This is a genomic window from Salmonella sp. SAL04196, assembly GCF_046550835.1.
Lineage (GTDB): Bacteria > Pseudomonadota > Gammaproteobacteria > Enterobacterales > Enterobacteriaceae > Salmonella > Salmonella enterica.
This window is the reverse complement of record NZ_JBGDXE010000004.1, coordinates 231,192-253,188: the sequence shown is the minus strand read 5'-3', so window position 1 is coordinate 253,188 and position 21,997 is coordinate 231,192. Positions and strand designations below refer to the sequence as shown.

Sequence of the window (21,997 nt, the reverse complement as noted above, 5' to 3'; positions counted from 1 at the left end):
TCGTAAAGCGGGAAACCATTGGCGAAAAATTCACCAGTACCGTCTACCCTTGTGGAGTACCTTTACAATAAGGAGTTGGTCATGACGAACAATCCCCCTTCAACACGTATTCAGCCAGGTGAATACGGGTACCCACTGAAATTAAAAGCCCGCTATGACAATTTTATTGGCGGTGACTGGGTTGCGCCCGCCGACGGCGAATATTATCAAAACCTGACGCCAGTGACCGGCCAGCCGCTATGTGAAGTCGCTTCCTCCGGTAAAAAAGATATCGATTTAGCGCTCGACGCCGCGCATAAGGCGAAAGATAAGTGGGCGCATACGTCAGTACAAGACCGTGCCGCTATCTTGTTTAAGATCGCCGATCGGATGGAACAAAACCTCGAACTGTTGGCGACAGCGGAAACCTGGGATAACGGTAAACCGATTCGTGAAACCAGCGCCGCCGACGTACCGCTGGCGATCGATCATTTCCGCTATTTCGCCTCCTGTATACGTGCGCAGGAGGGTGGGATCAGCGAAGTTGATAGCGAAACCGTGGCCTACCATTTTCACGAACCGCTTGGCGTCGTGGGGCAGATAATCCCGTGGAACTTTCCGTTGTTGATGGCAAGCTGGAAAATGGCGCCAGCGCTGGCGGCGGGTAACTGCGTAGTGCTTAAACCGGCACGCCTGACGCCGCTTTCCGTTCTGCTGTTGATGGAAGTCATTGGCGATCTGTTACCACCGGGCGTCGTCAACGTCGTGAACGGCGCGGGTGGCGAGATCGGTGAATATCTGGCGACCTCGAAACGTATCGCGAAGGTGGCGTTTACCGGTTCGACGGAAGTGGGTCAACAGATCATGCAGTACGCCACGCAGAATATTATTCCGGTGACGCTGGAGTTAGGCGGTAAATCGCCAAATATCTTCTTTGCTGACGTGATGGATGAAGAAGATGCGTTCTTTGATAAAGCGCTGGAGGGTTTTGCCCTGTTTGCCTTTAACCAGGGCGAGGTGTGTACCTGTCCAAGCCGTGCGCTGGTCCAGGAGTCCATCTATGAGCGCTTTATGGAGCGCGCTATTCGCCGGGTAGAGAGCATTCGCAGCGGGAACCCGCTAGATAGCGGTACGCAAATGGGGGCGCAGGTCTCCCACGGCCAGCTTGAGACTATCCTCAATTATATCGATATCGGTAAAAAAGAGGGGGCCGATATTCTGACCGGTGGGCGACGCAAGGAGCTGGATGGCGAACTTAAAGAGGGCTATTACCTTGAGCCCACTATCCTGTTTGGTAAGAATAATATGCGCGTCTTTCAGGAGGAGATCTTTGGCCCGGTGCTGGCGGTAACCACCTTTAAAACCATGGAGGAGGCGCTGGAAATCGCTAACGATACGCAGTATGGCCTCGGCGCAGGCGTCTGGAGCCGCAACGGCAATCTGGCTTATAAGATGGGTCGCGGCATTCAGGCCGGGCGCGTATGGACCAACTGCTATCACGCCTATCCGGCACACGCGGCGTTTGGCGGCTATAAGCAGTCTGGCATCGGGCGCGAAACGCATAAGATGATGCTGGAACACTACCAGCAAACCAAGTGCCTGCTGGTGAGCTATTCCGATAAGCCTCTGGGGCTGTTCTGACGCAAGAGGTAATGCCCGATGGCGCTGCGCTTATCGGGCCTACCGCATTGTTATCAGCCTGGTGGTAATGCCCGATGGCGCTGCGCTTATCGGGCCTACCGCATTGATATCAGCCTGGTGGTAATGCCCGATGGCGCTTCGCTTATCGGGCCTACCGCATTGATATCAGCCTGGTGGTAATGCCCGATGGCGCTTCGCTTATCGGGCCTACCGAATTGATATCAGCCTGGTGGTAATGCCCGATGGCGCTTCGCTTATCGGGCCTACAAAAATTCATCGCAATATACTGATATTGCAAATCTTGTAGGCCGGATAAGGCGCAGCCGCCATCCGGCACAGTATTACCGCTCGTTGACCCAAATCCGCATTTCGCCCTCGCCGCGGTTGGCCCAGCTAAACCACGGAATGAACGTTAGCGTCTGCGGCTGGCGCGATGACGGCGCGTTATCGTAGTGCCACAACGCCTGATGCTGCGCATCTGGGGCGCTTTGCTTCTCGCCTTCAGCCTGAATCAGCATCTTATGCGCAAAAAGCCCTTTGCCCTCAAAGACCCGGAACTCACTCTCTTTCGGTAACCACAGATTATGCAGTTCTTCGCCGTTATCGGCCTGCTCAAGGCAATAGACCAGCGGCCCGCGCTGAATGGCGACCTTACCGGCGACGTGACGCGCCAGCGGATTGCCATACACGCGGCGAACCGGCATCGGCAGCGTCAGGGTTATCGTATCGCCCTCCTGCCAGGTTCGACGGATATGCAGATAACCTTTGCGAATATCCTGCTCCACTTCCAGCCCGTTGAGCGTCACTTTTGCCTCAGGGCACCAGTCCGGCAGACGTAGCGCCAGCGTGTGACGTACCGGCTGTACAGAGTCGATGGCAATCTTCACCTGCTCATGCCACGGGTAGTTCCCGCTGATTCGCAGTTTGAGCGCGCCATTTTCAACCGGTATTTCCATGCTGTTACCCACGTACATATTGATGTACAGCGCATCCGCACGCGGCGTGTAGATGTAGTGACCAAGGGAGGTGAGCACGCGGGCGATGTTCGGCGGGCAGCAGGCGCAGCCAAACCAGCGCTGGCGGATGGGCTTAACGTGATCGTAAATATGGTTGAATTTTAACGATTTTGGATGCACTTCCAGCGGGTTGACGTAGAAGAAATGCTTGCCATCCAGCGCCATACCACCGAGGACGGTGTTGTACAGCGCGCGCTCCATCACGTCGGCGTACTGGCTATCGGCTTCCATTTCCAGCATCCGGCGGGCGAACATCATCAGGCCGATTGAAGCGCAGCTTTCCGCATAGACCGAATCATTCGGTAAATCGTAATCGCTGCTAAAGGCTTCGCCGCTGCTCTGGGAACCGATGCCTCCGGTGATATATAGCTGACGCTGCGCCATATTTTTCCACAGGCGCAGGCAGTCCTGGCGTTTGCCTTCATCGTTGCTCAGGCGAGCGAGATGCGCCACGCCAGTCATCAGATAGACAAAACGTACCGCGTGGCCAATGGCCGTCTGCTGCTGCGAAATTGGCAGATGCGCCTGGCTGTAGGCTTTGTCTTTGACCATCCACGCCGGGCCGTAGGTATGCCAGTAAGAGGTTTGGCCGCGTTTTTCGTACTCTTCGTCGTAGAAGTGCGGTTGGGCACCGCGCTGCCCGATAAAGTAGCTTGCCAGCGTCATATAGCGCGGCTGCTCTGTTACCTCATACAGACGCATCAGCGCCAGCTCAATTTCCGGGTGGCCCGGATAGCCGTGCAGCTGATTTTCGCCAGGGCCGAAAGTGCTGTCGATATGATCGGCCAGGCGACAAACGACGTCTAGCAGCCGACGCTTGCGGGTGGCCTGAAAGAAGGCGACGCCTGCTTCAATCAGATGCCCGGCGCAATAAAGCTCGTGGCACTCCGCCAGGTTGCTCCAGCGTTCTTGCGGGGCTTTTGCCGTAAAGTACGTATTGAGATAGCCATCGTCACACTGTGCGGCGGCCACCAGTTCAATCACCTCATCGGCGGTTTTCTCAAGCGCGGGATCGGGCTTCTGGCACAGTGACCAGGCAACCGCTTCCAGCCATTTCGCCACGTCGCTGTCCTGAAAGACCATGCCGTAAAAGTCGCCCGTCTGCTGTCCTGCGGCAATGCGGAAATTTTCAATGGCATGGCTGGGTTCAGCCTCTGGAATACGATCGTTTAACGCATCCCACTGGTAAGGAATAACCACATCGCGAACCAGTTGTTGATACTGTCCGAGGAACGGATCGCTGACCGTCAGTTTATGCAGATCGACTTCCAGTACGTTCATTTCGTGCTCCTTAAGGCTATAGAGGTCATAGATATTCCTCGCTGACGGGGTATTTTATGGCAGTAATTTTTATTTTCGCGTTATGACCTGATTCATTTTGCCCAGATAGCGGTGAGCGACAAGGCGATAAAAGAGTAAAAAAAGATGACGATTCCGACCCGTATTTAAAAATGTGAGATGGATCGAGTGAAATGACTATTTTTAGTTAATAATCAAAGGCTAATATGAAATACGGTGCTGAATGAGCGGGAAATGACATATTAATGCTCGAATTATCCATAACATTACCGATTAAAGTCCAAAACGGCGGATTATTTATTTCTCGCGGCATTGGGCGTCATCCTGCCAGGCGTCTGCAATCGTGGGAAATTATATTTGTGGAAAAAGGCCGCCTGAAAATTCAGGAAGAAGAATGTGTTTTCTGTGTCGAAGCCGGGGAAAGCCTGTTGCTTTGGCCGCATCGCCGCCATATTGGCGTTGAGGAGTTTCCCGCCGATCTTAAATTTTACTGGCTCCATTTTGAGGTCAAAGCGCCGGACAGCGATCCGCGCTGGCTGACGCATCTTTCCGTGCCGCAGCATACCCAGGTTGCCGATCCGCAGGCGCTGATTGCGCTTTTTCGCCAGTTTATGAACGAGCAGGAAAAGCACCAGCGCAGCCCGGCGCTGGAGTTCATCGTGCTGCTGATTTTGCAGCAGCTCACCGTTGACGCCCGGCAGAATGAAAACGCCGAGGCCGCTGGCGTGTCGCTGGCCTGGAAAGTGCAGCAGCTGATTCGAACGCACTATCACCTGCCGCTTTCCAGCTCGGTTCTGGCGAAAGAACTGCATTGCAATGTGGATTATCTGGGACGCGTTTATCGGCGGGTATTTCACCTTACGCTAACGGAAGCCATCCACCGCCAGCGGGTGCGCGAGGCGGAAAAGTTGCTGATTAGCGACGCACGTTCGTTAAAAGAGGTGGCGGAGCGGTGCGGTTTTAATGACGTTGGTTACTTTCGCCAGATCTTCCGCAAGCACACCGGCCTGACGCCTACCGCCTGGAAGCGGCGCTACAGTAAGGAACACGTTAATTCTTGAGTATAATCTTTGGCCCTCTGACAACGCGGTTGCAAACTGAATGCCCGATGGCGCTTTGCTTATCGGGCCTACAAGAGTTCATCGCAACGTATTGATATTGCAAGTTTTGTAGGTCGGATAAGGCGCAGCCGCCATCCGACATAGGCTGTTACTGCCCGTAATAGGCATTCGCGCCATGTTTACGCAGATAGTGTTTATCGAGCAGTTCAGATTGCATATCCGGTAGCTGCGGGGCCAGCTGGCGCGAGAACAGCCCCATATAGGCGCACTCCTCAAGCACCACGGCGTTGTGGACGGCATCGGCGGCATTTTTACCCCAGGCAAACGGGCCGTGCGAATGAACCAATACCGCCGGGATTTGCGCCGGATCCAGACCGCGCTCTTCAAAGGTTTTAATAATCACCTCGCCGGTCTGATACTCGTACTCGCCGTTAATTTCCTCAACGGTCATCAGTCGGGTACAGGGGATCGCGCCATAGAAATAGTCGGCGTGGGTGGTGCCCCAGGCGGGCAGATCGAGCCCGGCCTGCGACCAGATCGTCGCATGGCGGGAATGGGTATGCACGATCCCACCGATCTGTGGATAGCGGCGATAGAGCGCCAGATGGGTCGCGGTATCGGACGACGGTTTTTTGTTGCCTTCAACGACCTTGCCGCTGGCGATCTCTACCACCACCATATCGTCGGCGGTCATCACCTCATATTCGACGCCGGAAGGCTTAATGACCATCAGCTTGCGCGTCTCATCGACCGCGCTGACGTTGCCCCAGGTAAAGGTGACCAGCCCGTGCGCCGGAAGCGCCAGGTTGGCCGCCAGCACCTCGGCTTTCAGTTGCTCTAACATGTGAAACCTCCTTCCTGCATCCGTGATTCAATCCAGCGTCGGGCCTGGATAATTTCCAGCACCGGCTCACTGGCTTTCTCTGTCCACATCTCAATCAGAAATGAACCGCGATAGTTCAGCTCATGCAGCGTTTTGAAGATGCCAACAAAATCAACGCACCCTTCGCCAAACGGCACGTCGCGGAACTGGCCGGGGCTGTCACCGGTCACTGGCAGCGTGTCTTTCAGGTGGATAGCGGCGATACGGTCGATACCCAGCTTCAGCTCGGCGGTCACGTCGTTCCCCCAGGCGCTGAGGTTGCCGACGTCTGGATAAACGGTGAACCACGGTGACGAAAGCATCTCGTCCCACTTTTTCCACTTGCTGATGGAGTTCATAAACGCGGTATCCATGATCTCCACCGCCAGCATCACCTGCGCAGCCGCAGCCTGTTCTACCGCCCACGCCAGCCCTTCGGCGAAACGTTGCCGGGTGCCTTCGTCGTGCTCTTCGTAATAGACGTCGTAACCCGCTAACTGGATGGTGCGGATCCCCAGATCGCGCGCCAGGCGAATGGCTTTGGTCATGATTTCACGCGCCCGCTCGCGTACCGCTTCGTCGCGGCTGCCAAAAGGGAAACGGCGATGGGCGGAGAGACACATTGACGGGATAGCGACGCCGCTTTCCAGCATCGCGTTCACCAGCGAAGCGCGTTGGGCCGAGGTCCACTCCAGGCGTGAGAGACGTTCGTCGGTTTCATCCACCGACATCTCAACAAAATCAAAACCGCAGCTTTTTGCCAGCACCAGCCGCTCCGGCCAACTGAGGTCTTTCGCCAGCGCTTTCTCGTAAATACCTAATGGATGATTACGCATGCTTTTCTCCCCAAATGGCGTCAATTTGGGCGTGGAATTCGGCTGCGACCTGCGCCGGATGGGCGGCACCCGCCAGCGCACGTCCGGCGATAAATGCCTTAACGTTAATGTTGCGGAACAGCGGCAGATCCGCTGGGGTAATGCCGCCGGTAATTGACAGTTCAAGGCCGATGTCGGACAACGCCTTCATACGCGCCAGGTCCGCTTCTCCCCACTGCTGCCCGCTGGCCTGCGCATCGCGTCCGCGGTGGTAAATCGCCTGGCGAACCCCGACGCGATACCAGTCTCGGGCGTCGTCCAGCGTCCAGTTGCCGAACAGTTCCATTTGAATTTCACCGCCGCAGGACTGGGCAACGGCATGGCCTTTCTCGACCGTGGCGAGCGGCGCGGCGCAGATGATGGTCATCCAGTTGGCGCCAGCGCCAAAAGCCTGCTGCGCCAGGGTTTCACCGGCATCGGCCACTTTCCAGTCGGCGACGATGATTTTTTCCGGGCACTGCGCTCGCAGGGCTTTCACCGCGCTAAGACCTTCGGTTAAACAGAGGATGGTGCCAGCCTCAACGATATCGACATGATCCTGTAGCAGGGCGACATCGCGCTGGGCTGCTTCCAGATTGGTGTGGTCGAGCGCCAGTTGCAGTAGTGGTCGGCTCATAATGCGTGCTCCTTAATACGGGCGTGATAGCCCTGTAGTGCTTCAATCAAATGCTGGTATTGGCGGTATTTGCGCTGGTAGAGGGCGTGTGCGGTCATGTCCGGCAGCAGCGTGCGCACCGGGTGCTGCAGGTCGCGTTGGGCCTCGCGGAAATCGCGATATACGCCAGTGCCGACGCGGGCAGCCAGCGCCGCGCCGAAGCAGCCGGTCTCCTCCACCTGCGGCAGTTCAATGCGTAAACCGCTGACGTCCGCCAGCATCTGCATCCAGACGTCGGAGTGGGCCGGTCCGCCGGTAACGCGCAGGGCGCAAACGTCGGTAAAACGTTCACGCATGCGGTTGAGGTGGGTCATATGGCTGAAGACCACGCCTTCATAAATCGCCTGCAGCAGGTGCGCGCGGGTGTGCAGCGCCTGCATGCCGTAAAAACCGCAGGTCATCTCCAGTCCGGCATTGCTGCCGTAGAGAAACGGCAGAAAAAAGAGGTCGCTACCGGCTTTCGGCAGGCTGGCGACCGCCTGATTGATCTCGTCAAAAGAGAGGTCGCCCCACTGGGCGGTAAACCATTCAAGGTTGCCGGAGGAGGTCGGGCTGGCTTCGTGAACGATATACTGCCCGTCATTGACGTAGCGGCCATAGACGTAAGGGTGGGCCTCATGGTCGCGCAGACCGTGAGCGATGCCGCTGGTGACGGCCCAGGTCCCCATCACCGCATTGAGCGTTGATTCATCCTCAATACCGGCGCAAAGGGCGGTGGAAACCACGTCAAACAGGCCGCCAACGACGGGGGTACCCGCCGCCAGACCGGTGATGGCGGCCGCCTGAGCGGTGATCTCCCCGCATATTTCGGCTGAACCCACCACGGGGGGCAGCGCGCTATCGATTTCACTGATGCCCAGCCACTCGGTCAGACGTGAGTCGTACTGGCCCGTCGCCATGTTGTAGAGGTTGGACTCGGAGATGTTGCTCTCTTCGCAGCCCTTCACGCCGGTTAAGCACCAGCGCAGATAGTCATGCGTCATCATGACGCTGCCTATCTGCGCGTAGCGCTGCGGCTCATTCTCTTTTACCCAGCGTAAAAGGGAGACCGGATGTCCGGTCCACAGGGTTTGCCGGGTCAGCGGGTAGAGTTTTTGCGGAACCGCTTCTTTTTGCCAGCGCTGGACAATTTCCATGGCGCGACGGTCGGAAGAGAGTATCGCTTTACCTAATGGCCGATCGCTTTTATCTAACAGAAACAGGCCCTTACCCTGAGCGGAAATGCCCAGACCACGGATTTGTGAGCCGCTCACCCCCGTGTGCGTCAGCAGTTTGTTGATGACCGAGCCGCACTGTTGCCACAGTTCGGTCATATCGCGTTCAACCCAGCCTGGCTGCGGGCTTAAAGCGTGTAGCGGCAGGCGTTGCACCGCTACTTCCCGGCCTGCGCCATCGTACAACCCGGCTTTTAGCCAACTCCCACCACAATCTAACCCCAGCCAGTAATTGCTCATGACTTATTGCACCTCGTCCACGGCTTTCAGGAGATCGGCGCCCTGCGGGTTGTCTTTCAGGAACATATCGCGCACCTGGCTGCCCAGCGCATCGCTGAAGGCTTTACGGTCGATGTCGGTCAGGACTTCAACTCCGGCTTCTTTCATGCCATCGATAATTTTTTGCTGATCTTCGGCGACCAGTTTGCGCTGATAGTCACCCGCTTCTTTGGCGGAACTCAGCAGTGCCTCCTGGAACTGCGGGCTTAAAGCGTCGAATTTGGCTTTATTGATCACCAGCAGCAGAGGCGAATAGGCGTGATGAGTGAGGGAGAGGTATTTCTGTACCTCATAGAATTTCGCTGACCACACGACGTTGATAGGGTGTTCCTGGGCATCAATCGTACGGGTTTCGAGGCCGGTATAGACTTCGGAGAACGGCATCGGAATAGGGTTCGCGCCGAAGATTTTAAAGGCCGCGATATTCATTGGGCTGTTGTTAGTGCGGATTTTTAAGCCTTTCAAATCGGCCGGCGTTTTTACCGGCGCGCGGGAGTTGGTGACGTCGCGCCAGCCGTTTTCCCAGTAGGCGAGGACCTTTAACCCTTTTGAATCGAGTGATTTTTTCAGTTCATCGCCGACTTTACCGTCGAGCGTTTTATGCGCATGCGCGGTATCGCGAAACAGGAAGGGGACATCAAGTAAGTTGAATACAGGGGCCAGGCCGGTGAAATTGTTCGAACCGGACATTTCCATATCAATGGTTCCGCCGCGCACCCCGCTGATCATTGCCTGGGCGTTACCTAATGTGCTGTCAGGAAAGAGTTTTAGCGTTAATTCGCCGTTGGTTTTTTCTTTTAATAATTCGTTAAATTTTTTCGCGGCAATATGTTGGGAGTCAGTTTGCGGTGTTTCATAACCAAAACGTAAAGATTGCGCCGCCAGAGACGACACGCTGAAAACCGTCAGACCAGCTATCAATAATGAACGAGCAATAACGTGTAATTTCATAATATTATCCTTTAATTAATCCATTTAAGCGGTGTGATAATTAGCTCGGGAATAAAAATAAATAAAACCAGCAACGACATCAGTACGACAACGTAAGGGAATACGCCTCTTACCGCGTCATCAAATTTCAATTTTGCTACCCCGGAAATAACGTTGAGGACGTTGCCAACGGGCGGTGTGATTAATCCAATAGAGCAGTTAATAATGAACATGACGCCGAAATAAATCGGGTCAATATTGGCTTCTTTAACTAATGGCAATAATACAGGGGTAAGAATTAACACCGTTGGCGTTAAGTCCATCACCATACCGACGACCATAATTGAGATCATAATGACGATAAATAAGAGTCGCGGAGAGTCGACCAGCGGCTGCAGCAAATCTGACACCATCATGGGTAATTCCGCGATCGTAATCAGCCAGGCGGATACCTGGGCCGCGGCCACCAGAAACATGACGACTGACGTCGTTTTGGCGGCATTGACCAGCACGTGGTAGAGACTGGAAAACGTTAATTCCCGATAGATAACCACGGCGACAAAGAGGGCGTAAAACGCGGCAACCGCCCCTGCCTCCGTTGGCGTGAAAAGTCCGGAACGGAAGCCGCCGATAATAATCACCGGTAAAAACAGCGCCCAGATACCTGAAACCAATGATTGCCAGATTTCACGCGGTGTTGCTTTAGGCTGAGAAGGGAGATTTAATCGCCCGGCCTGCCACCACCAGGTGAGCATAAGCGCCGCGCCCATCATGATGCCCGGTGCGATCCCGGCCATAAACAGCTTGCTGATCGACAAGCCGCTGGAAACGCCGAAGATAATAAAAGGAATCGAGGGCGGAATAATTGGCGCAATGATCCCGCCGGAAGCGATTAACCCAACGGAGCGGTTGATCGGATAGTTTGCGGAGCGCATCATCGGCACCAGCAGCGCGGCGACCGCAGCGGTATCTGCTACCGCAGAGCCGGAAAGGCTGGCCATAATCATTGCCGCAATAACGCCCACGTAGCCCAGGCCGCCGGGCTTATGGCCGACCAGCTTCATCGGCAGGTCGACGATTCGCTTTGACAGGCCGCCCGCGTTCATGATTTCACCGGCCAAAACAAAAAAGGGAATGGCCAGCAGGGAGAAGCTGTCCGCGCCGTTAACCAAAGTTTGCGCCATAATCTGCACGTCAAACATATCCAGGTATGCCATCAGAGCAGCGCCGCAAAGCAGCAGCGACCAGGCGATGGGTAAACCTATCGCGATCCCGCCGAGCAGGCAGCAGAGAAATATCACCACGGCCATGATTAGGCTCCTTGCTGTGGTTGTTGAAAGGAATCGTTACGCGTTATTAAGTGATAAAGCCGACGCAGCTCGATTAACGCGATGGCAACGCTTGTGGGCAGACAGGCGATATACATCAGGCCGATCGGTAAACCGAGGATTGGCGAGTGATCGCTCCAGTCCTGCAGTGCTTTTTGTAGGCTGCCCCAGCCTAATGCGATGCATAACAATAAAATCAGTGAATGCGTCAGCAGCGAGAGACGACGCTGATTCGCTGGCGAAAGTTTTTCCACCACAAAAGTGACCTGAACGTGAGCGTTATCCATAAATGCAACGATGGCGCCAATAAACGTCAGCCATACAAATAGATAACGTGATAGTTCATCTACCGACAAAATACTGCTTTCAAAACCGTAACGTAAAATAACGTTAATAAATACAATGCAGGAAAGTACGGCAATTAATACCGCAAGTATGCCCTCAAGTACCCGCTTCATAACGACTCCATCAGGTTATAGAAACTTATTTCTTTCGATGCTGAATAGTGGAACTTAATTTCTTATGTTTGGTTTATATTAGGTCGGCGCAACGTTGAGTTGCAGGCCGAGGATTAAGGTGATGATGTTTAATTCAGGTTAGCTGCGTGTGGCCTTTTTCATCATATTAATACCATCACGTAATATATTTATGCGGTGATTAATATCGGCGCTGGCATTGATTTCCAACAATTTAATGCCGGTAAACTGCAACCGTTCGGGAGCGGCGGCGGTAATGAGTTCTTTAACATGTTTCTCCGTCATCAGGCTTTGTGGACAGAAAGGTACAAACGGAGCATGGAGGTCCTGCCATTCGCCGTATTCTCCATCCAGCGTTGTACCGGAGAACATCAGCGCCCCGAGTTTTCCAGCCTGTTTGGCCTGCTGCGTGTGGATCAGCGGTAGAGAGGTATCCCGCCCTTCAATAGCCGAGCGCGCCCAGTTAATGCAGACGCTTATGTCATAGTCGGCAATAGTTTCCAGTACGTTTACTAACGGTAAGAATCCTTTGCGCGGTGCGGGGCCGGTCATCGCGTCGCAGTGTTCAAGCACCAGGTCGCAGGACCAGTCCCAGTTGGCAATCTCTTTTAATGAGCACGCAAAGGCGTCGGTTGCCTGCGCCACGTTCGGATTGCCCGCCAGTGGGGCGGCATGAAGCTCAAGGGCTATGACTTTGCCGGGGGTTTTCGCATTGAGTTTATTTATCTTCTGATAAAGATGACGGTAGTATTCCACGCAGGCTTTACGCTGCTCCTCGTCACTGGACGCTAATCCAAAACCACCGTTTTCGCTACGGCGGCGCATGGTTTCCATTATCGCGGTGACCACGATTTGCCAGTTTCCCGGTGTATGGCGCAATAACCACTCGTCGCCGAGCGGGTGAAGATGTTCAAGACAAGGCTGCTCCAGCCCCCGGATATCCGGAGTATCAGAGAGTTGCCGCCAGAATTCCGTCTCTTCCTCTTCACTCTTCTGGTGAAATGAGGGTGCACAAGGGTACGCACCGATAATATAACCGGTATTATTTTTCATTTTGTGCTCCAGTAAACTCTATTTTATAAAACGTCTATGGCGACTTTTACGACTATTTTCCGTATCGGCGTAGCAATGTTTTTATTACAACCTGGACGATGAACATCCTGCGGGAAAAACAGGGCATAACTTCCCGGTATCATTTCAATGAATGATTCATGTTCACTGTCGTGATAAAAAATAATATCGCGCTGTTCTAATAATGACTCGCTGATTTGATTATTACCGGTATCAATGGCAACCCCAATTTTCTCTTCGCCCCATGCCAGAAACTGAATATCCAGATAGCGGCGATGGACTTCCGGACGATTTTCAGCAGCATCGCGGGTGGTCATATCGATAATCTGCGCGAAGATATTTTTGCCGTCGATTTCCACTACGCCGGGTTCCAGCGTGCGAAAGTCGGTGGTACGTAAAAAGTGAAGCGCTTTCTCGATCGCGGCTGGCAAATGACATGGATTTGGCTGCGCGATATGTCCAAAAATCATGATGTGGCTCCTTACAGCGCCTGAATTTTGGCCCAGACGCTGTCGTCAATGGTGATACCGTGACGGCGGTTGTCATCCAGCAATTTGGTAAATTCGTGGCCGGGCAGCCGAATCGCGACGTTGTCGTCAGCACGTTCAGCGGTGGTGATGAAATCCATAATCCGCTGCAGTTTGGCATCGCGGGTTGCGCCATCGATCAGCTTATCCACTTCTATGGCGATGAAGATCTGCGAAACGCCATATTCATCGCTGTTTTCCTGGGTCACTTCGGCAACGGAAGAGCCGTTGGAAAGCAGGGTGGCAATCATGTCCAGCACAATCGACAGACCAGAGCCTTTCCAGTAACCCATTGGTAAAATGCGGCGATTTTTCTCGATAACGCCCGGTTCTTTGGTCAACTGACCGTTATCGTCGAAACCGCCGTCCACCGGCAGTTCGCGGCCGGCCAGGCGGTTAACCTCCAGCATGCCGTAAGAGAACATCGACATCGACATATCTACCATAGTGATCGGCGTAGACGGGATGGCGACGATCAACGGATTGGTACCGATACGGCACTCTTTCGCGCCCCACGGCGGCATGACGGCGATGGAGTTGGTCCAGCAAATGCCGATATAGCCTTTTTCCGCCGCCTGCCAGCCGTAGCTGCCGCCGCGCATCCAGTGGTTAGCATTACGTAACGCCACCAGGCCAATACCATGATCGGAAGCCAGCTCGATGGCCCGGTCCATCATCTTTTTCGCCGTCAGGTTGCCGATAGCGCGCTGAGCATCCCACTGTTCGATGGCGCCGAGGCTGGTAACCCGCTGCGGTTTAGCATCAGGAATAATGTCGCCGTTATCTAGTTGCTGAATGAAGCGGGGAAAGCGGTTCACGCCGTGGGAATAGACACCGGACTCGGTGGTGCGAGCGAACATTTCCGCGCAGGCGTCGGCGGTATCTTCCGCAATATTCCGCGACCGCAAGACGCGGTAGAAGGCCCCTTTTAACTCTTCGAAAGTTACTTTCATCCCTGTTCTCCTGGTCGATTGTTAGAAATTTTAGTATGTTTTTTTGTCGATAAATTTCATAATACGAAATGTAATTCCAAATATATAGATCAAAAATTGACATGGCAACGCCAGAGAAGGTTTTTAAAAACGATTAAAATCATCGGGTTATGTTTTTTATGCTGATATCGTGAACTGCAACACACTTTGAGCTACCATCTGATCGCCCAAGAAAGGAGAGAGTTTTCTGATGAGCCAGAACAACGATAAAGAGAAGCCTGCGGGGAGTCAGAGCCTGTTTCGTGGCCTGATGTTGATAGAAATTTTGAGTAACTACCCGAACGGTTGCCCACTGGCGCACCTGTCGGAGCTGGCGGGGTTGAACAAGAGCACCGTCCATCGTTTGTTGCAGGGGCTTCAATCCTGCGGATACGTGACGCCAGCGCCGGCGGCCGGGAGCTACCGTCTGACGACAAAGTTTATTGCCGTCGGCCAAAAAGCCCTGTCATCGCTGAATATCATCCACGTTGCGGCACCGCACCTTGAGGCGCTCAACCTGGCCACCGGCGAGACGGTGAATTTTTCCAGCCGTGAAGATGATCACGCTATCCTGATTTATAAGCTGGAACCGACCACCGGTATGCTGCGCACGCGTGCCTACATTGGCCAGCATATGCCGCTGTACTGCTCGGCGATGGGGAAAATTTATATGGCGTTTGGTCAGCCGGATTATGTGGCGTCTTACTGGGAAAGCCATAAAGATCAGATTCAGCCGCTGACTCGTAATACCATTACCGATTTACCAGCAATGTACGATGAGCTGGCGCAAATTCGTGAAACCAGCATGGCAATGGATCGCGAAGAAAATGAACTGGGCGTTTCCTGTATTGCTGTGCCTGTGTTTGATATTCACCATCGAGTGCCTTACGCCATTTCTATTTCACTGTCGACGTCACGGCTAAAACAGATCGGCGAGAAAAATCTGCTCAAACCGTTGCGTGAAACCGCACAGGCTATCTCTAATGAGCTGGGATTTACCGTTCGCGAATAAGACAGCTCGCCAGGTTTTATCAGGCATCTGACAAAATTTGTCCGTTTGCGTAGTGGGATCAAAGCGGCGGGGAATGGCTCTCTGGCATTCTGGCGTTTTAACGCAGGGGGAGAACAATGAACCGGTTTATTATGGCGGATGCGTCGGCGTGTATCGGGTGTCGTACCTGCGAGGTCGCCTGCGTGGTGTCGCACCAGAAACAGCAGAATAGCGCGGCGGTGACGACGGCGGACTTTGTGCCGCGTATCCGGGTGATAAAAGAAGATAGCTTCACCACGGCCACGGTCTGCCATCAGTGTGAGGACGCGCCGTGCGCGAATGTCTGCCCGGTACAGGCGATTCGCCGTGATCGGGGGCATATCTTCGTGACGCCATCGCGCTGCATTGGTTGTAAAAGCTGTATGCTGGCTTGCCCGTTTGGTGCGATGACCGTGGTGGCGTCCGCGTCAGGCGCGCAGGCGATTAAATGCGATCTTTGCTGGCATCGGGAAGCGGGGCCGGCGTGCGTGGAAGCCTGCCCGACCAGTGCGTTACAGTGCGTTGACGCAGCACACGTGCAGCGCCAGCGCCTCTATTCTCAACCTTTCTGAATGTCGTTCCGGCCTGCATGATGGCCGGAATAGCCGTCAGCCTTCACGCCAGGCGCGTTCTATCTCTTCTGCCAGAATTTTTACGCCCGCCTCGATTTTGTCCGGTTCAGGCACGTAGTTCATCCGCATACACTGGTGTGTGTGCGGCCAGGGTTTATCCAGTCCGGGAAAGAAATAGTGGCCCGGCACCATCAGCACGCCGCGCGCTTTCAAGCGTTGATAGAGTAGCTCGGTGGTAATCGGCAGATCTTTAAACCACAGCCACAAAAATATTGCGCCTTCCGGTTTATGAATCAGGCAGCGTTCTTCGGATAAATAGCGACGAATGATCGCGATAGTCTGTTGAACGCGCTGATAGTAGAAAGGTTTGATAACCGTTTCCGACAGCCGCAGCAGATCGTTACGCTTAATCATTTCGCACATCATCGCCGGACCCATGCCGCCGGGCGCAAGGCTGATGATGCCGTTCATGTTGGCAATGGCGGTAATCGTCTTATCATTGGCGATGATAATCCCGCAGCGGGAGCCGGGCAGCCCCAGCTTTGAGAGGCTCATGCATAGGATAATATTGGGGTTCCACAGCGGGCGCGCCTCGCTAAAGATAATGCCCGGAAACGGTACGCCATAAGCGTTATCAATCACCAGTGGGATGTTGTGCTGATTCGCCAGTCTGTCCAGCTTCATCAGCTCTTCGTCGGTGATAACGTTACCGGTTGGGTTGGTCGGGCGCGAGACGCAAATCATCCCCGTTTCTTCACCGATGTGCAGATGCTCAAAATCGACGTGATACTTAAACTGGCCTTCCGGCAGCAGTTCAATATTCGGGCGCGCCGAAACGAAGAGGTCGTCTTCCAGACCGGAGTCCGCATAGCCGATGTATTCCGGCGCAAGCGGGAATAGTACCTTTTTCGTACTGCCGTCGGCGCGACGTCCGGCGAAGAGATTAAATAAGTAGAAAAACGCGCTCTGACTGCCATTTGTCAGCGCAATATTCTGTGGTTCGATATCCCATCCCAGCGTTTCACGTAGCAGTACGGCCAGTGCATTCAGTAGCGCCGTTTTTCCCTGGGGACCGTCATAATTACAAAGCGCATCAGCGGCTTTGCCGCTTTCTACCATCTCTGTCAGTAGCGTCTGGAAATAATCCTGCATTGCAGGGATGTGTGCCGGGTTACCGCCGCCAAGCATGATGGCGCCTGGCGTGCGTAAGCCGTCGTTGAGATCCTCCATCAGGCGGGTAATGCCTGAATGGCGGGTAAATTTATCGCCGAAAAGTGAAAATGTCATAACGGGTGATCTATCGAACTGTCTGTCAAAGTGGATAACCATAACGCTACAAATGGCGGGGCGCAAATGGGGGTCAGGCGGTGGTATTGATGTTTTATGCTACAAATTTTTATCAGGTTAGTTTTTTATTTTGAAGGGGCTACCGGTACGCGAGGGGACCGGTAGCGCCATGATTAGCGGCGGCCTGCCCAGACGACCATCACCGTATCGTCGCCGTACTGGCGTACAAAACCGTACCCGTGTTTTAGCGTCAGCGTGGTTTGTTGGCCTGCGCCGATGGCGGGATGTCTGGCGCGGAACTGGCTAATACGCTGCCAGTGCGCGACGGCTGCGGCTGACTTTCCGCTCACGTCCTGCCAGTTCATATCTGAACGGGAGCCTTGCAGGGGGTCGGAGCCGGTGGGGCCGAAGGGACGAGCGGATTCATCGCCGTAAAAGATCTGCACCGCGCCCGGCGAAAGCAGCAGCAGTTCCGCCGCCTTATCACCGCCCTCACGGAAAAGGCGCGTATCATGCGAGGAGAGGTAACTTAATACGTTGAAATCCTGCATTTTATCCGCCATCTGCTGCCAGACTGGCCCCATTTCCGCCAGGCAATCGACCGCTTTCGCGGCCTGCTCCTGATAATCAAAATTGATCATCGCGTCGAAACCATAGCGATAATAGTCACTTTTCATGACGCCGTGGCCCCACGCTTCGCCAGTCATCCAGAACGGGCTATCATCCAGCGCTTTGTCCGGATTGGCCTGCTTCCATTCGCGTAATGCCGCGCTGGCCTGGGTTTTTAGCTGTTGCCAGGCAGGAAGCTCAACATTTTTGGCAGTATCGACCCGGAACCCGTCAATGCCGTAATCATGCACCCACTGGCTTAACCAGTGAGTCAGATAATCCCGTGGCGTATAGCCTTCAATGAACTTTGCTTTAGTATCAGGCTTGTTGGCATAGAACGCGGGTAGGCCGGAAGGCGTGGTAGATTCCGTTTTTATATCCGGCAGGAAGGCCAGCGACAGGGTTAAATCGTCAAATCCCGGACTGTCGTAGTCGCCAATATCGGTACGAATCCACTTTTTCCCCCACCATTTTTCCCAGGCGGCGCTGTCGCTGAAGTTGATGTAGTCGTTAAAGCTGTGCCAGCTTTGTCCGGCGGCGGGTCGCCAGTTTGTCCAGCGATCGCCGAGAATTTTTTGCCGTTCCGCGCCGGATAAATAGAGCGCGCCGAACTGATACTCCTGCATATCCGCCAGCGTGGCGTAACCGGCATGATTCATTACTACGTCAAATAAAATACGGATGCCGCGCTGGTGCGCGCCGTCGACCAGCGCGCGGAGATCGGCTTCGCTGCCCATATTGGCATCCAGCGTCGTCCAGTCCTGAGTGTAATAGCCGTGATAGGCGTAATGAGGAAAATCGCCTTTTGTTCCGCCGCCGACCCAGCCGTGGATCTGTTCAAACGGCGAGCTTATCCACAAGGCGTTCACGCCTAATTGCTGTAGATAGTCCAGCTGACTCGTCAACCCGCGCAAATCGCCGCCGTGGAAAGTGCCAATCTCTTGCATACCATCCTTATGGCGACCATAGCTGTGGTCGTTGGTTGGATCGCCATTGCGAAAGCGATCCGTAAGCACAAAATAAACGGTGGCGTTGCGCCAGTTAAAAGGCGCTGATGCATGGGTTTCCGCGCGTTCCAGCAATAAAAGCCCGTGGCTGTCGGCAGGTCGCAGCGTGATTTGCCCGTTTTGGACGGTATCGGTTTGACCACTGTAATAATCGCGCACTACTGTCCCTTCCGGAAAGGTTTGGCGAACATCCAGCGTGAGCGGCGAACCATCCCAGACGGGACACTGGCGGGCGAGCTGCGCGGTGCGTTCAGGTTCAGTTTTTATCGATAACAACAGGGTCGGCGTACCGGAGCGGGTATCTACCGTTATTGTATAGTCGCCATCTTTAAACAAACGCCATTGCGGTGGTGCGCCTTCGCAGGGTTTTAACGACAACATTTGGTTGAGTTTTATAGCGCCGGAGGGCTGCCAGCACTGCTGGTCAATATGGAGCGTTAACGCGCGTGTACCTTTTGTTAATGCAGCATGGCTGGTAAAGCGTCCGGTTTCCTGCGTCGAGAACGTTGGAAAACCGGGCGAGGTCCATGATGAGGCGATCGCGATACCGGGTATCAGCGTCAGAGCGAAGGCGGCAAGTTTCATCACGCTATCCTTTGTGGGCAATATTCATCAGCTTGCCTGGTTTTTAGGCGAATGAACTCCTCCCCCGCAGAGAGTCGCGCAGGAGGAGGCGCGAGGGTGAGCGACGAGGCGCAAAAAAACGCCTCTATTTGCGATAAGCACCACATTTTATTGGCATTATTGCTGTCTGTTATCGTTAATGGTTGACATAGTTTCGGATTAAGACTATTCCCTGAGGTGCTTTTTAAGCCTATTTTTGCTAGAATTTGGGGTTCAAACCTTAACTTCGTGAAAAATAAAAGGTGTTGGAATGTATCAATCCGACCAGGAGACCTAATGATATTGACTCCCATGCGACGATATGGGGCAATGATTCTTATGTTACTCACCATCGCATTTTCGGGTGAGGTGCTGGCAAAGACGCACGCAACGCAAACGAGTCAAAAGTCCCACATAACCGAGAAAAGTTATAAACAGGTTAGCAGTAAACAAGAGTATTCTCGCAATAGTGCAAAGAGCAGTTCACTTCCTGATTTGCGAAAATACCCTTCCGGAACCCCCAGAAAAAAAGCGTTTCTCCGGACCGTTATGCCTTACATCACCAGCCAAAATGCCGCGATTACCGCGGACCGTAATTGGCTGATCTCAAAACAGTACCAGAACCGCTGGTCGCCGTCTGAACGCGCGCGTATGAAAGATATCGCGAAGCGCTATAAAGTGAGCTGGTCCGGCAACACGCGTCGTATTCCGTGGAATACGTTGCTGGAGCGCGTCGACATTATCCCAACCAGCATGGTGGCGACGATGGCGGCGGCGGAAAGCGGCTGGGGAACCTCTAAACTGGCGCGTAGCAACAATAACCTGTTCGGCATGAAGTGCACGAAAGGGCGTTGTACCAATACGCCGGGTAAGGTGAAAGGTTACTCACAATTCGCGTCGGTTGAGGAGTCGGTGAGCGCGTATGTCGCCAACCTGAACACGCATCCGGCTTATTCTTCTTTCCGCAAGTCGCGCGCCCAACTGCGTAAGGCGGATCAGGAAGTCACCGCCACGGCGATGATTCATAAGCTGAAGGGTTACTCTACCCAGGGGTCGCGCTATAACAACTACTTGTTCGCGATGTACCAGGACAACCAGCGTCTGATCGCCGCGCATATGTAATTCTGTGTGCCGGATGGCGCTACGCTATCCGGCTTACAAGGCATCTGTAGGCTGGATAAACTACAACAACGCTTCACTATGCTGGTCGCGATACTCCTTAGGCGTAGTGACGTACTCCTTTTTAAACACCGAATAGAAATATTGCAGTGACGGGTAGCCGCACATTTGCGAAATTTCGTTTATCGCCAACGTGGTAGAAATCAACAAACTACGCGCTTTTTCCAGCTTTTCGGCGTGGATCAGCGCATGTATCGTCTCGCCAACTTCTTCCTTAAAACGTTTTTCCAGGTTTGAACGTGAAATCCCAACCGCATCCAGCACCTGCTCGACTTTAATGCCCTTACAGGCATGGTTACGAATAAAGTGCATCGCCTGGATAACCGCCGGATCGGTCAGGGAGCGATAGTCTGTCGAGCGGCGCGCAATGACGCGCACCGGCGGCACCAGAATGCGCTGTAACGGCATCTCTTCGCGCGCCAGCAAACGGTGCAGCAGCTTCGCCGCCTGATAGCCCATTTGCCGCGCCCCCTGCGCGACGGAGGAAAGCGCGACGCGCGACAGATAACGGGTTAACTCTTCGTTATCAATACCGATAACGCAAAGTTTTTCCGGCACCGGAATATGCAGGTGTTCACAGGCCTGCAATACGTGGCGGGCGCGGGCATCCGTTACGGCAATGATGCCGGTTTGCGGCGGCAGCGTCTGAAGCCAGTCGGCGAGGCGATTTTGCGCGTGCTGCCAGTTTTCCGGCGCGGTTTCTAGCCCCTGATAGACTACGCCGCGGTATTTTTCCTCGGCGACCAGCTGGCGAAAGGCGTATTCCCGTTCCGCCGCCCAATGTTTACGGCTGGAGTCGGGCAAACCGTAAAACGCGAAGCGGTTAACGCCTTTTTCTTTTAAGTGCAGGAAAGCGCTTTCAACGAGCGCATGATTATCGGTGGCGATGTAATGAACGGCGGGATAATTTTCAGCAAGATGGTAAGAACCGCCGACCCCGACAATGGGTACGTCGACATCGGCCAATAATTGCGCGATATCGTCATCATCGTAATCGGCAATAACGCCGTCGCCTAACCACTCTTTAATGTTATCGATACGGGCACGGAAATCTTCCTCAATAAATATATCCCATTCGGATTGCGAGGCTTGTAAATATTCACCCACCCCCTCCACTACCTGACGGTCATAGGCTTTATTCGCGTTAAATAACAGAGTGATGCGGTGACGTTTATCAAACATGAGGATATATCCTGCAAAAGTGAACCTGGACTCATGGATACTATCAAAACGGCTGACATAACGGTCTGGCGAATGATGACAAATTATTTTGCGCCTGAAACGTTATGCGAAATTCATCACAGCAAACGGCGGATGACAATTGTCATTTCTTATCTATATATTACGGTTTTTTGTTTATTTGCCAGGATTCGATCGCGATCGCTTTTTTCTTCTGTGGTTTTCAGCGTTTTTTTGAGAGCCAGAGCACATTTGGGGATTCTCTTAATAGCGGTGTGAAATAACGTAATTGAGCAATAAATCAGGAAATTCCAGTATGACGTTATGTCGTTTACTTGCCGTCTTAT

Annotated in this window: 20 protein-coding genes; 6 read left to right on the top strand and 14 right to left on the bottom strand. The window is 53.7% G+C overall.

The features are described 5' to 3' along the window. Positions 1–81 precede the first annotated feature (81 nt). Positions 82–1,620 (top strand): aldehyde dehydrogenase AldB, encoded by a 1,539-nt coding sequence (aldB, locus tag ACLJPE_RS16280; RefSeq protein ID WP_000183988.1) that lies wholly within the window; start codon positions 82–84, stop codon positions 1,618–1,620. Positions 1,621–1,638: 18 nt separating this feature from the next. After that, complete coding sequence (locus ACLJPE_RS16275; RefSeq protein WP_023230100.1) at positions 1,639–1,800, top strand: hypothetical protein; 162 nt, start codon at positions 1,639–1,641, stop codon at positions 1,798–1,800. A 161-nt stretch (positions 1,801–1,961) separates the two neighbouring features. Here the strand turns inward: ACLJPE_RS16275 and ACLJPE_RS16270 are convergent, their stop codons facing one another. Then, positions 1,962–3,917 carry a glycoside hydrolase family 127 protein gene (locus tag ACLJPE_RS16270; RefSeq protein ID WP_039513513.1) on the bottom strand — a complete coding sequence of 652 codons (1,956 nt, stop codon included), beginning with the start codon at positions 3,915–3,917 and terminating at the stop codon, positions 1,962–1,964. Positions 3,918–4,180: 263 nt separating this feature from the next. Between ACLJPE_RS16270 and ACLJPE_RS16265 the strand changes: the two genes are divergently transcribed. Continuing rightward, on the top strand, positions 4,181–4,996 hold the full coding sequence (locus tag ACLJPE_RS16265; protein ID WP_023225554.1) for a helix-turn-helix domain-containing protein: 816 nt from the start codon (positions 4,181–4,183) through the stop codon (positions 4,994–4,996). A gap of 148 nt (positions 4,997–5,144) precedes the next feature. On the opposite strand, the gene araD is transcribed toward ACLJPE_RS16265, so the two are convergent. From araD to yiaK, 10 genes are all read right to left on the bottom strand, one after another. Beyond that, entirely contained in the window at positions 5,145–5,840 is a 696-nt protein-coding gene (gene araD / locus ACLJPE_RS16260) for an L-ribulose-5-phosphate 4-epimerase (protein WP_000893176.1), read from the bottom strand. Beyond that, positions 5,834–6,694, bottom strand: a complete 861-nt coding sequence (locus ACLJPE_RS16255) for an L-ribulose-5-phosphate 3-epimerase (protein ID WP_023218903.1) — start codon at positions 6,692–6,694, stop codon at positions 5,834–5,836. Before ACLJPE_RS16255 ends, araD begins: the two co-directional genes overlap by 7 nt. Then, complete coding sequence (gene ulaD, locus ACLJPE_RS16250; protein WP_039513517.1) at positions 6,687–7,349, bottom strand: 3-keto-L-gulonate-6-phosphate decarboxylase UlaD; 663 nt, start codon at positions 7,347–7,349, stop codon at positions 6,687–6,689. The genes ACLJPE_RS16255 and ulaD overlap by 8 nt, the downstream gene beginning before the upstream one ends. Continuing rightward, positions 7,346–8,842 carry an FGGY-family carbohydrate kinase gene (locus tag ACLJPE_RS16245; protein ID WP_039513519.1) on the bottom strand — a complete coding sequence of 499 codons (1,497 nt, stop codon included), beginning with the start codon at positions 8,840–8,842 and terminating at the stop codon, positions 7,346–7,348. The genes ulaD and ACLJPE_RS16245 overlap by 4 nt, the downstream gene beginning before the upstream one ends. Positions 8,843–8,845: 3 nt before the next feature. Beyond that, positions 8,846–9,832, bottom strand: a complete 987-nt coding sequence (yiaO, locus tag ACLJPE_RS16240) for a 2,3-diketo-L-gulonate TRAP transporter substrate-binding protein YiaO (RefSeq protein WP_023215192.1) — start codon at positions 9,830–9,832, stop codon at positions 8,846–8,848. Between the two features lie 11 nt (positions 9,833–9,843). Then, positions 9,844–11,121, bottom strand: a complete 1,278-nt coding sequence (yiaN, locus tag ACLJPE_RS16235; RefSeq protein ID WP_000301822.1) for a 2,3-diketo-L-gulonate TRAP transporter large permease YiaN — start codon at positions 11,119–11,121, stop codon at positions 9,844–9,846. A 2-nt stretch (positions 11,122–11,123) separates the two neighbouring features. Further along, on the bottom strand, positions 11,124–11,597 hold the full coding sequence (yiaM, locus tag ACLJPE_RS16230; RefSeq protein ID WP_000832313.1) for a 2,3-diketo-L-gulonate TRAP transporter small permease YiaM: 474 nt from the start codon (positions 11,595–11,597) through the stop codon (positions 11,124–11,126). A gap of 138 nt (positions 11,598–11,735) precedes the next feature. Then, a complete protein-coding gene (locus ACLJPE_RS16225) occupies positions 11,736–12,668 on the bottom strand; it encodes a DUF4862 family protein (protein ID WP_039513522.1) in 933 nt (310 codons plus the stop codon). Positions 12,669–12,691: 23 nt separating this feature from the next. Beyond that, a complete protein-coding gene (locus ACLJPE_RS16220; protein WP_001646653.1) occupies positions 12,692–13,156 on the bottom strand; it encodes a YhcH/YjgK/YiaL family protein in 465 nt (154 codons plus the stop codon). Between the two features lie 11 nt (positions 13,157–13,167). After that, on the bottom strand, positions 13,168–14,166 hold the full coding sequence (gene yiaK, locus ACLJPE_RS16215; RefSeq protein WP_000869008.1) for a 3-dehydro-L-gulonate 2-dehydrogenase: 999 nt from the start codon (positions 14,164–14,166) through the stop codon (positions 13,168–13,170). Between the two features lie 229 nt (positions 14,167–14,395). Here yiaK and yiaJ point away from each other — a divergent pair, with 229 nt between their 5' ends. After that, a complete protein-coding gene (gene yiaJ, locus ACLJPE_RS16210) occupies positions 14,396–15,196 on the top strand; it encodes an IclR family transcriptional regulator YiaJ (protein WP_000081338.1) in 801 nt (266 codons plus the stop codon). Positions 15,197–15,312: 116 nt separating this feature from the next. Further along, complete coding sequence (locus ACLJPE_RS16205) at positions 15,313–15,786, top strand: 4Fe-4S dicluster domain-containing protein (protein WP_001528249.1); 474 nt, start codon at positions 15,313–15,315, stop codon at positions 15,784–15,786. A gap of 36 nt (positions 15,787–15,822) precedes the next feature. Here ACLJPE_RS16205 and avtA read toward each other — a convergent pair whose 3' ends face one another. Then, positions 15,823–17,073 carry a valine--pyruvate transaminase gene (gene avtA, locus ACLJPE_RS16200; protein ID WP_000144384.1) on the bottom strand — a complete coding sequence of 417 codons (1,251 nt, stop codon included), beginning with the start codon at positions 17,071–17,073 and terminating at the stop codon, positions 15,823–15,825. Between the two features lie 173 nt (positions 17,074–17,246). Beyond that, on the bottom strand, positions 17,247–19,274 hold the full coding sequence (locus ACLJPE_RS16195; protein ID WP_039513527.1) for an alpha-amylase: 2,028 nt from the start codon (positions 19,272–19,274) through the stop codon (positions 17,247–17,249). Positions 19,275–19,589: 315 nt separating this feature from the next. On the opposite strand from ACLJPE_RS16195, the gene ACLJPE_RS16190 reads away from it, so the two are divergent. Then, positions 19,590–20,414, top strand: a complete 825-nt coding sequence (locus ACLJPE_RS16190; RefSeq protein ID WP_001562170.1) for a protein bax — start codon at positions 19,590–19,592, stop codon at positions 20,412–20,414. Positions 20,415–20,474: 60 nt separating this feature from the next. Here ACLJPE_RS16190 and xylR read toward each other — a convergent pair whose 3' ends face one another. Then, on the bottom strand, positions 20,475–21,653 hold the full coding sequence (gene xylR / locus ACLJPE_RS16185; RefSeq protein WP_000459824.1) for a D-xylose utilization transcriptional activator XylR: 1,179 nt from the start codon (positions 21,651–21,653) through the stop codon (positions 20,475–20,477). Between the last annotated feature and the right edge of the window lie 344 nt (positions 21,654–21,997).

Coding starts and splice junctions, on each gene's coding strand:
- yiaK (WP_000869008.1), bottom strand. CDS start 14,166: ATGAAAGTAACTTTCGAAGAGTTAAAAGGGGCCTTCTACCGCGTCTTG.
- ACLJPE_RS16255 (WP_023218903.1), bottom strand. CDS start 6,694: ATGCGTAATCATCCATTAGGTATTTACGAGAAAGCGCTGGCGAAAGAC.
- ACLJPE_RS16270 (WP_039513513.1), bottom strand. CDS start 3,917: ATGAACGTACTGGAAGTCGATCTGCATAAACTGACGGTCAGCGATCCG.
- yiaJ (WP_000081338.1), top strand. CDS start 14,396: ATGAGCCAGAACAACGATAAAGAGAAGCCTGCGGGGAGTCAGAGCCTG.
- ACLJPE_RS16265 (WP_023225554.1), top strand. CDS start 4,181: ATGCTCGAATTATCCATAACATTACCGATTAAAGTCCAAAACGGCGGA.
- ACLJPE_RS16275 (WP_023230100.1), top strand. CDS start 1,639: ATGGCGCTGCGCTTATCGGGCCTACCGCATTGTTATCAGCCTGGTGGT.
- ACLJPE_RS16245 (WP_039513519.1), bottom strand. CDS start 8,842: ATGAGCAATTACTGGCTGGGGTTAGATTGTGGTGGGAGTTGGCTAAAA.
- ACLJPE_RS16205 (WP_001528249.1), top strand. CDS start 15,313: ATGAACCGGTTTATTATGGCGGATGCGTCGGCGTGTATCGGGTGTCGT.
- yiaM (WP_000832313.1), bottom strand. CDS start 11,597: ATGAAGCGGGTACTTGAGGGCATACTTGCGGTATTAATTGCCGTACTT.
- avtA (WP_000144384.1), bottom strand. CDS start 17,073: ATGACATTTTCACTTTTCGGCGATAAATTTACCCGCCATTCAGGCATT.
- aldB (WP_000183988.1), top strand. CDS start 82: ATGACGAACAATCCCCCTTCAACACGTATTCAGCCAGGTGAATACGGG.
- yiaN (WP_000301822.1), bottom strand. CDS start 11,121: ATGGCCGTGGTGATATTTCTCTGCTGCCTGCTCGGCGGGATCGCGATA.
- yiaO (WP_023215192.1), bottom strand. CDS start 9,832: ATGAAATTACACGTTATTGCTCGTTCATTATTGATAGCTGGTCTGACG.
- ACLJPE_RS16190 (WP_001562170.1), top strand. CDS start 19,590: ATGATATTGACTCCCATGCGACGATATGGGGCAATGATTCTTATGTTA.
- araD (WP_000893176.1), bottom strand. CDS start 5,840: ATGTTAGAGCAACTGAAAGCCGAGGTGCTGGCGGCCAACCTGGCGCTT.
- ACLJPE_RS16220 (WP_001646653.1), bottom strand. CDS start 13,156: ATGATTTTTGGACATATCGCGCAGCCAAATCCATGTCATTTGCCAGCC.
- ACLJPE_RS16225 (WP_039513522.1), bottom strand. CDS start 12,668: ATGAAAAATAATACCGGTTATATTATCGGTGCGTACCCTTGTGCACCC.
- ACLJPE_RS16195 (WP_039513527.1), bottom strand. CDS start 19,274: ATGAAACTTGCCGCCTTCGCTCTGACGCTGATACCCGGTATCGCGATC.
- xylR (WP_000459824.1), bottom strand. CDS start 21,653: ATGTTTGATAAACGTCACCGCATCACTCTGTTATTTAACGCGAATAAA.
- ulaD (WP_039513517.1), bottom strand. CDS start 7,349: ATGAGCCGACCACTACTGCAACTGGCGCTCGACCACACCAATCTGGAA.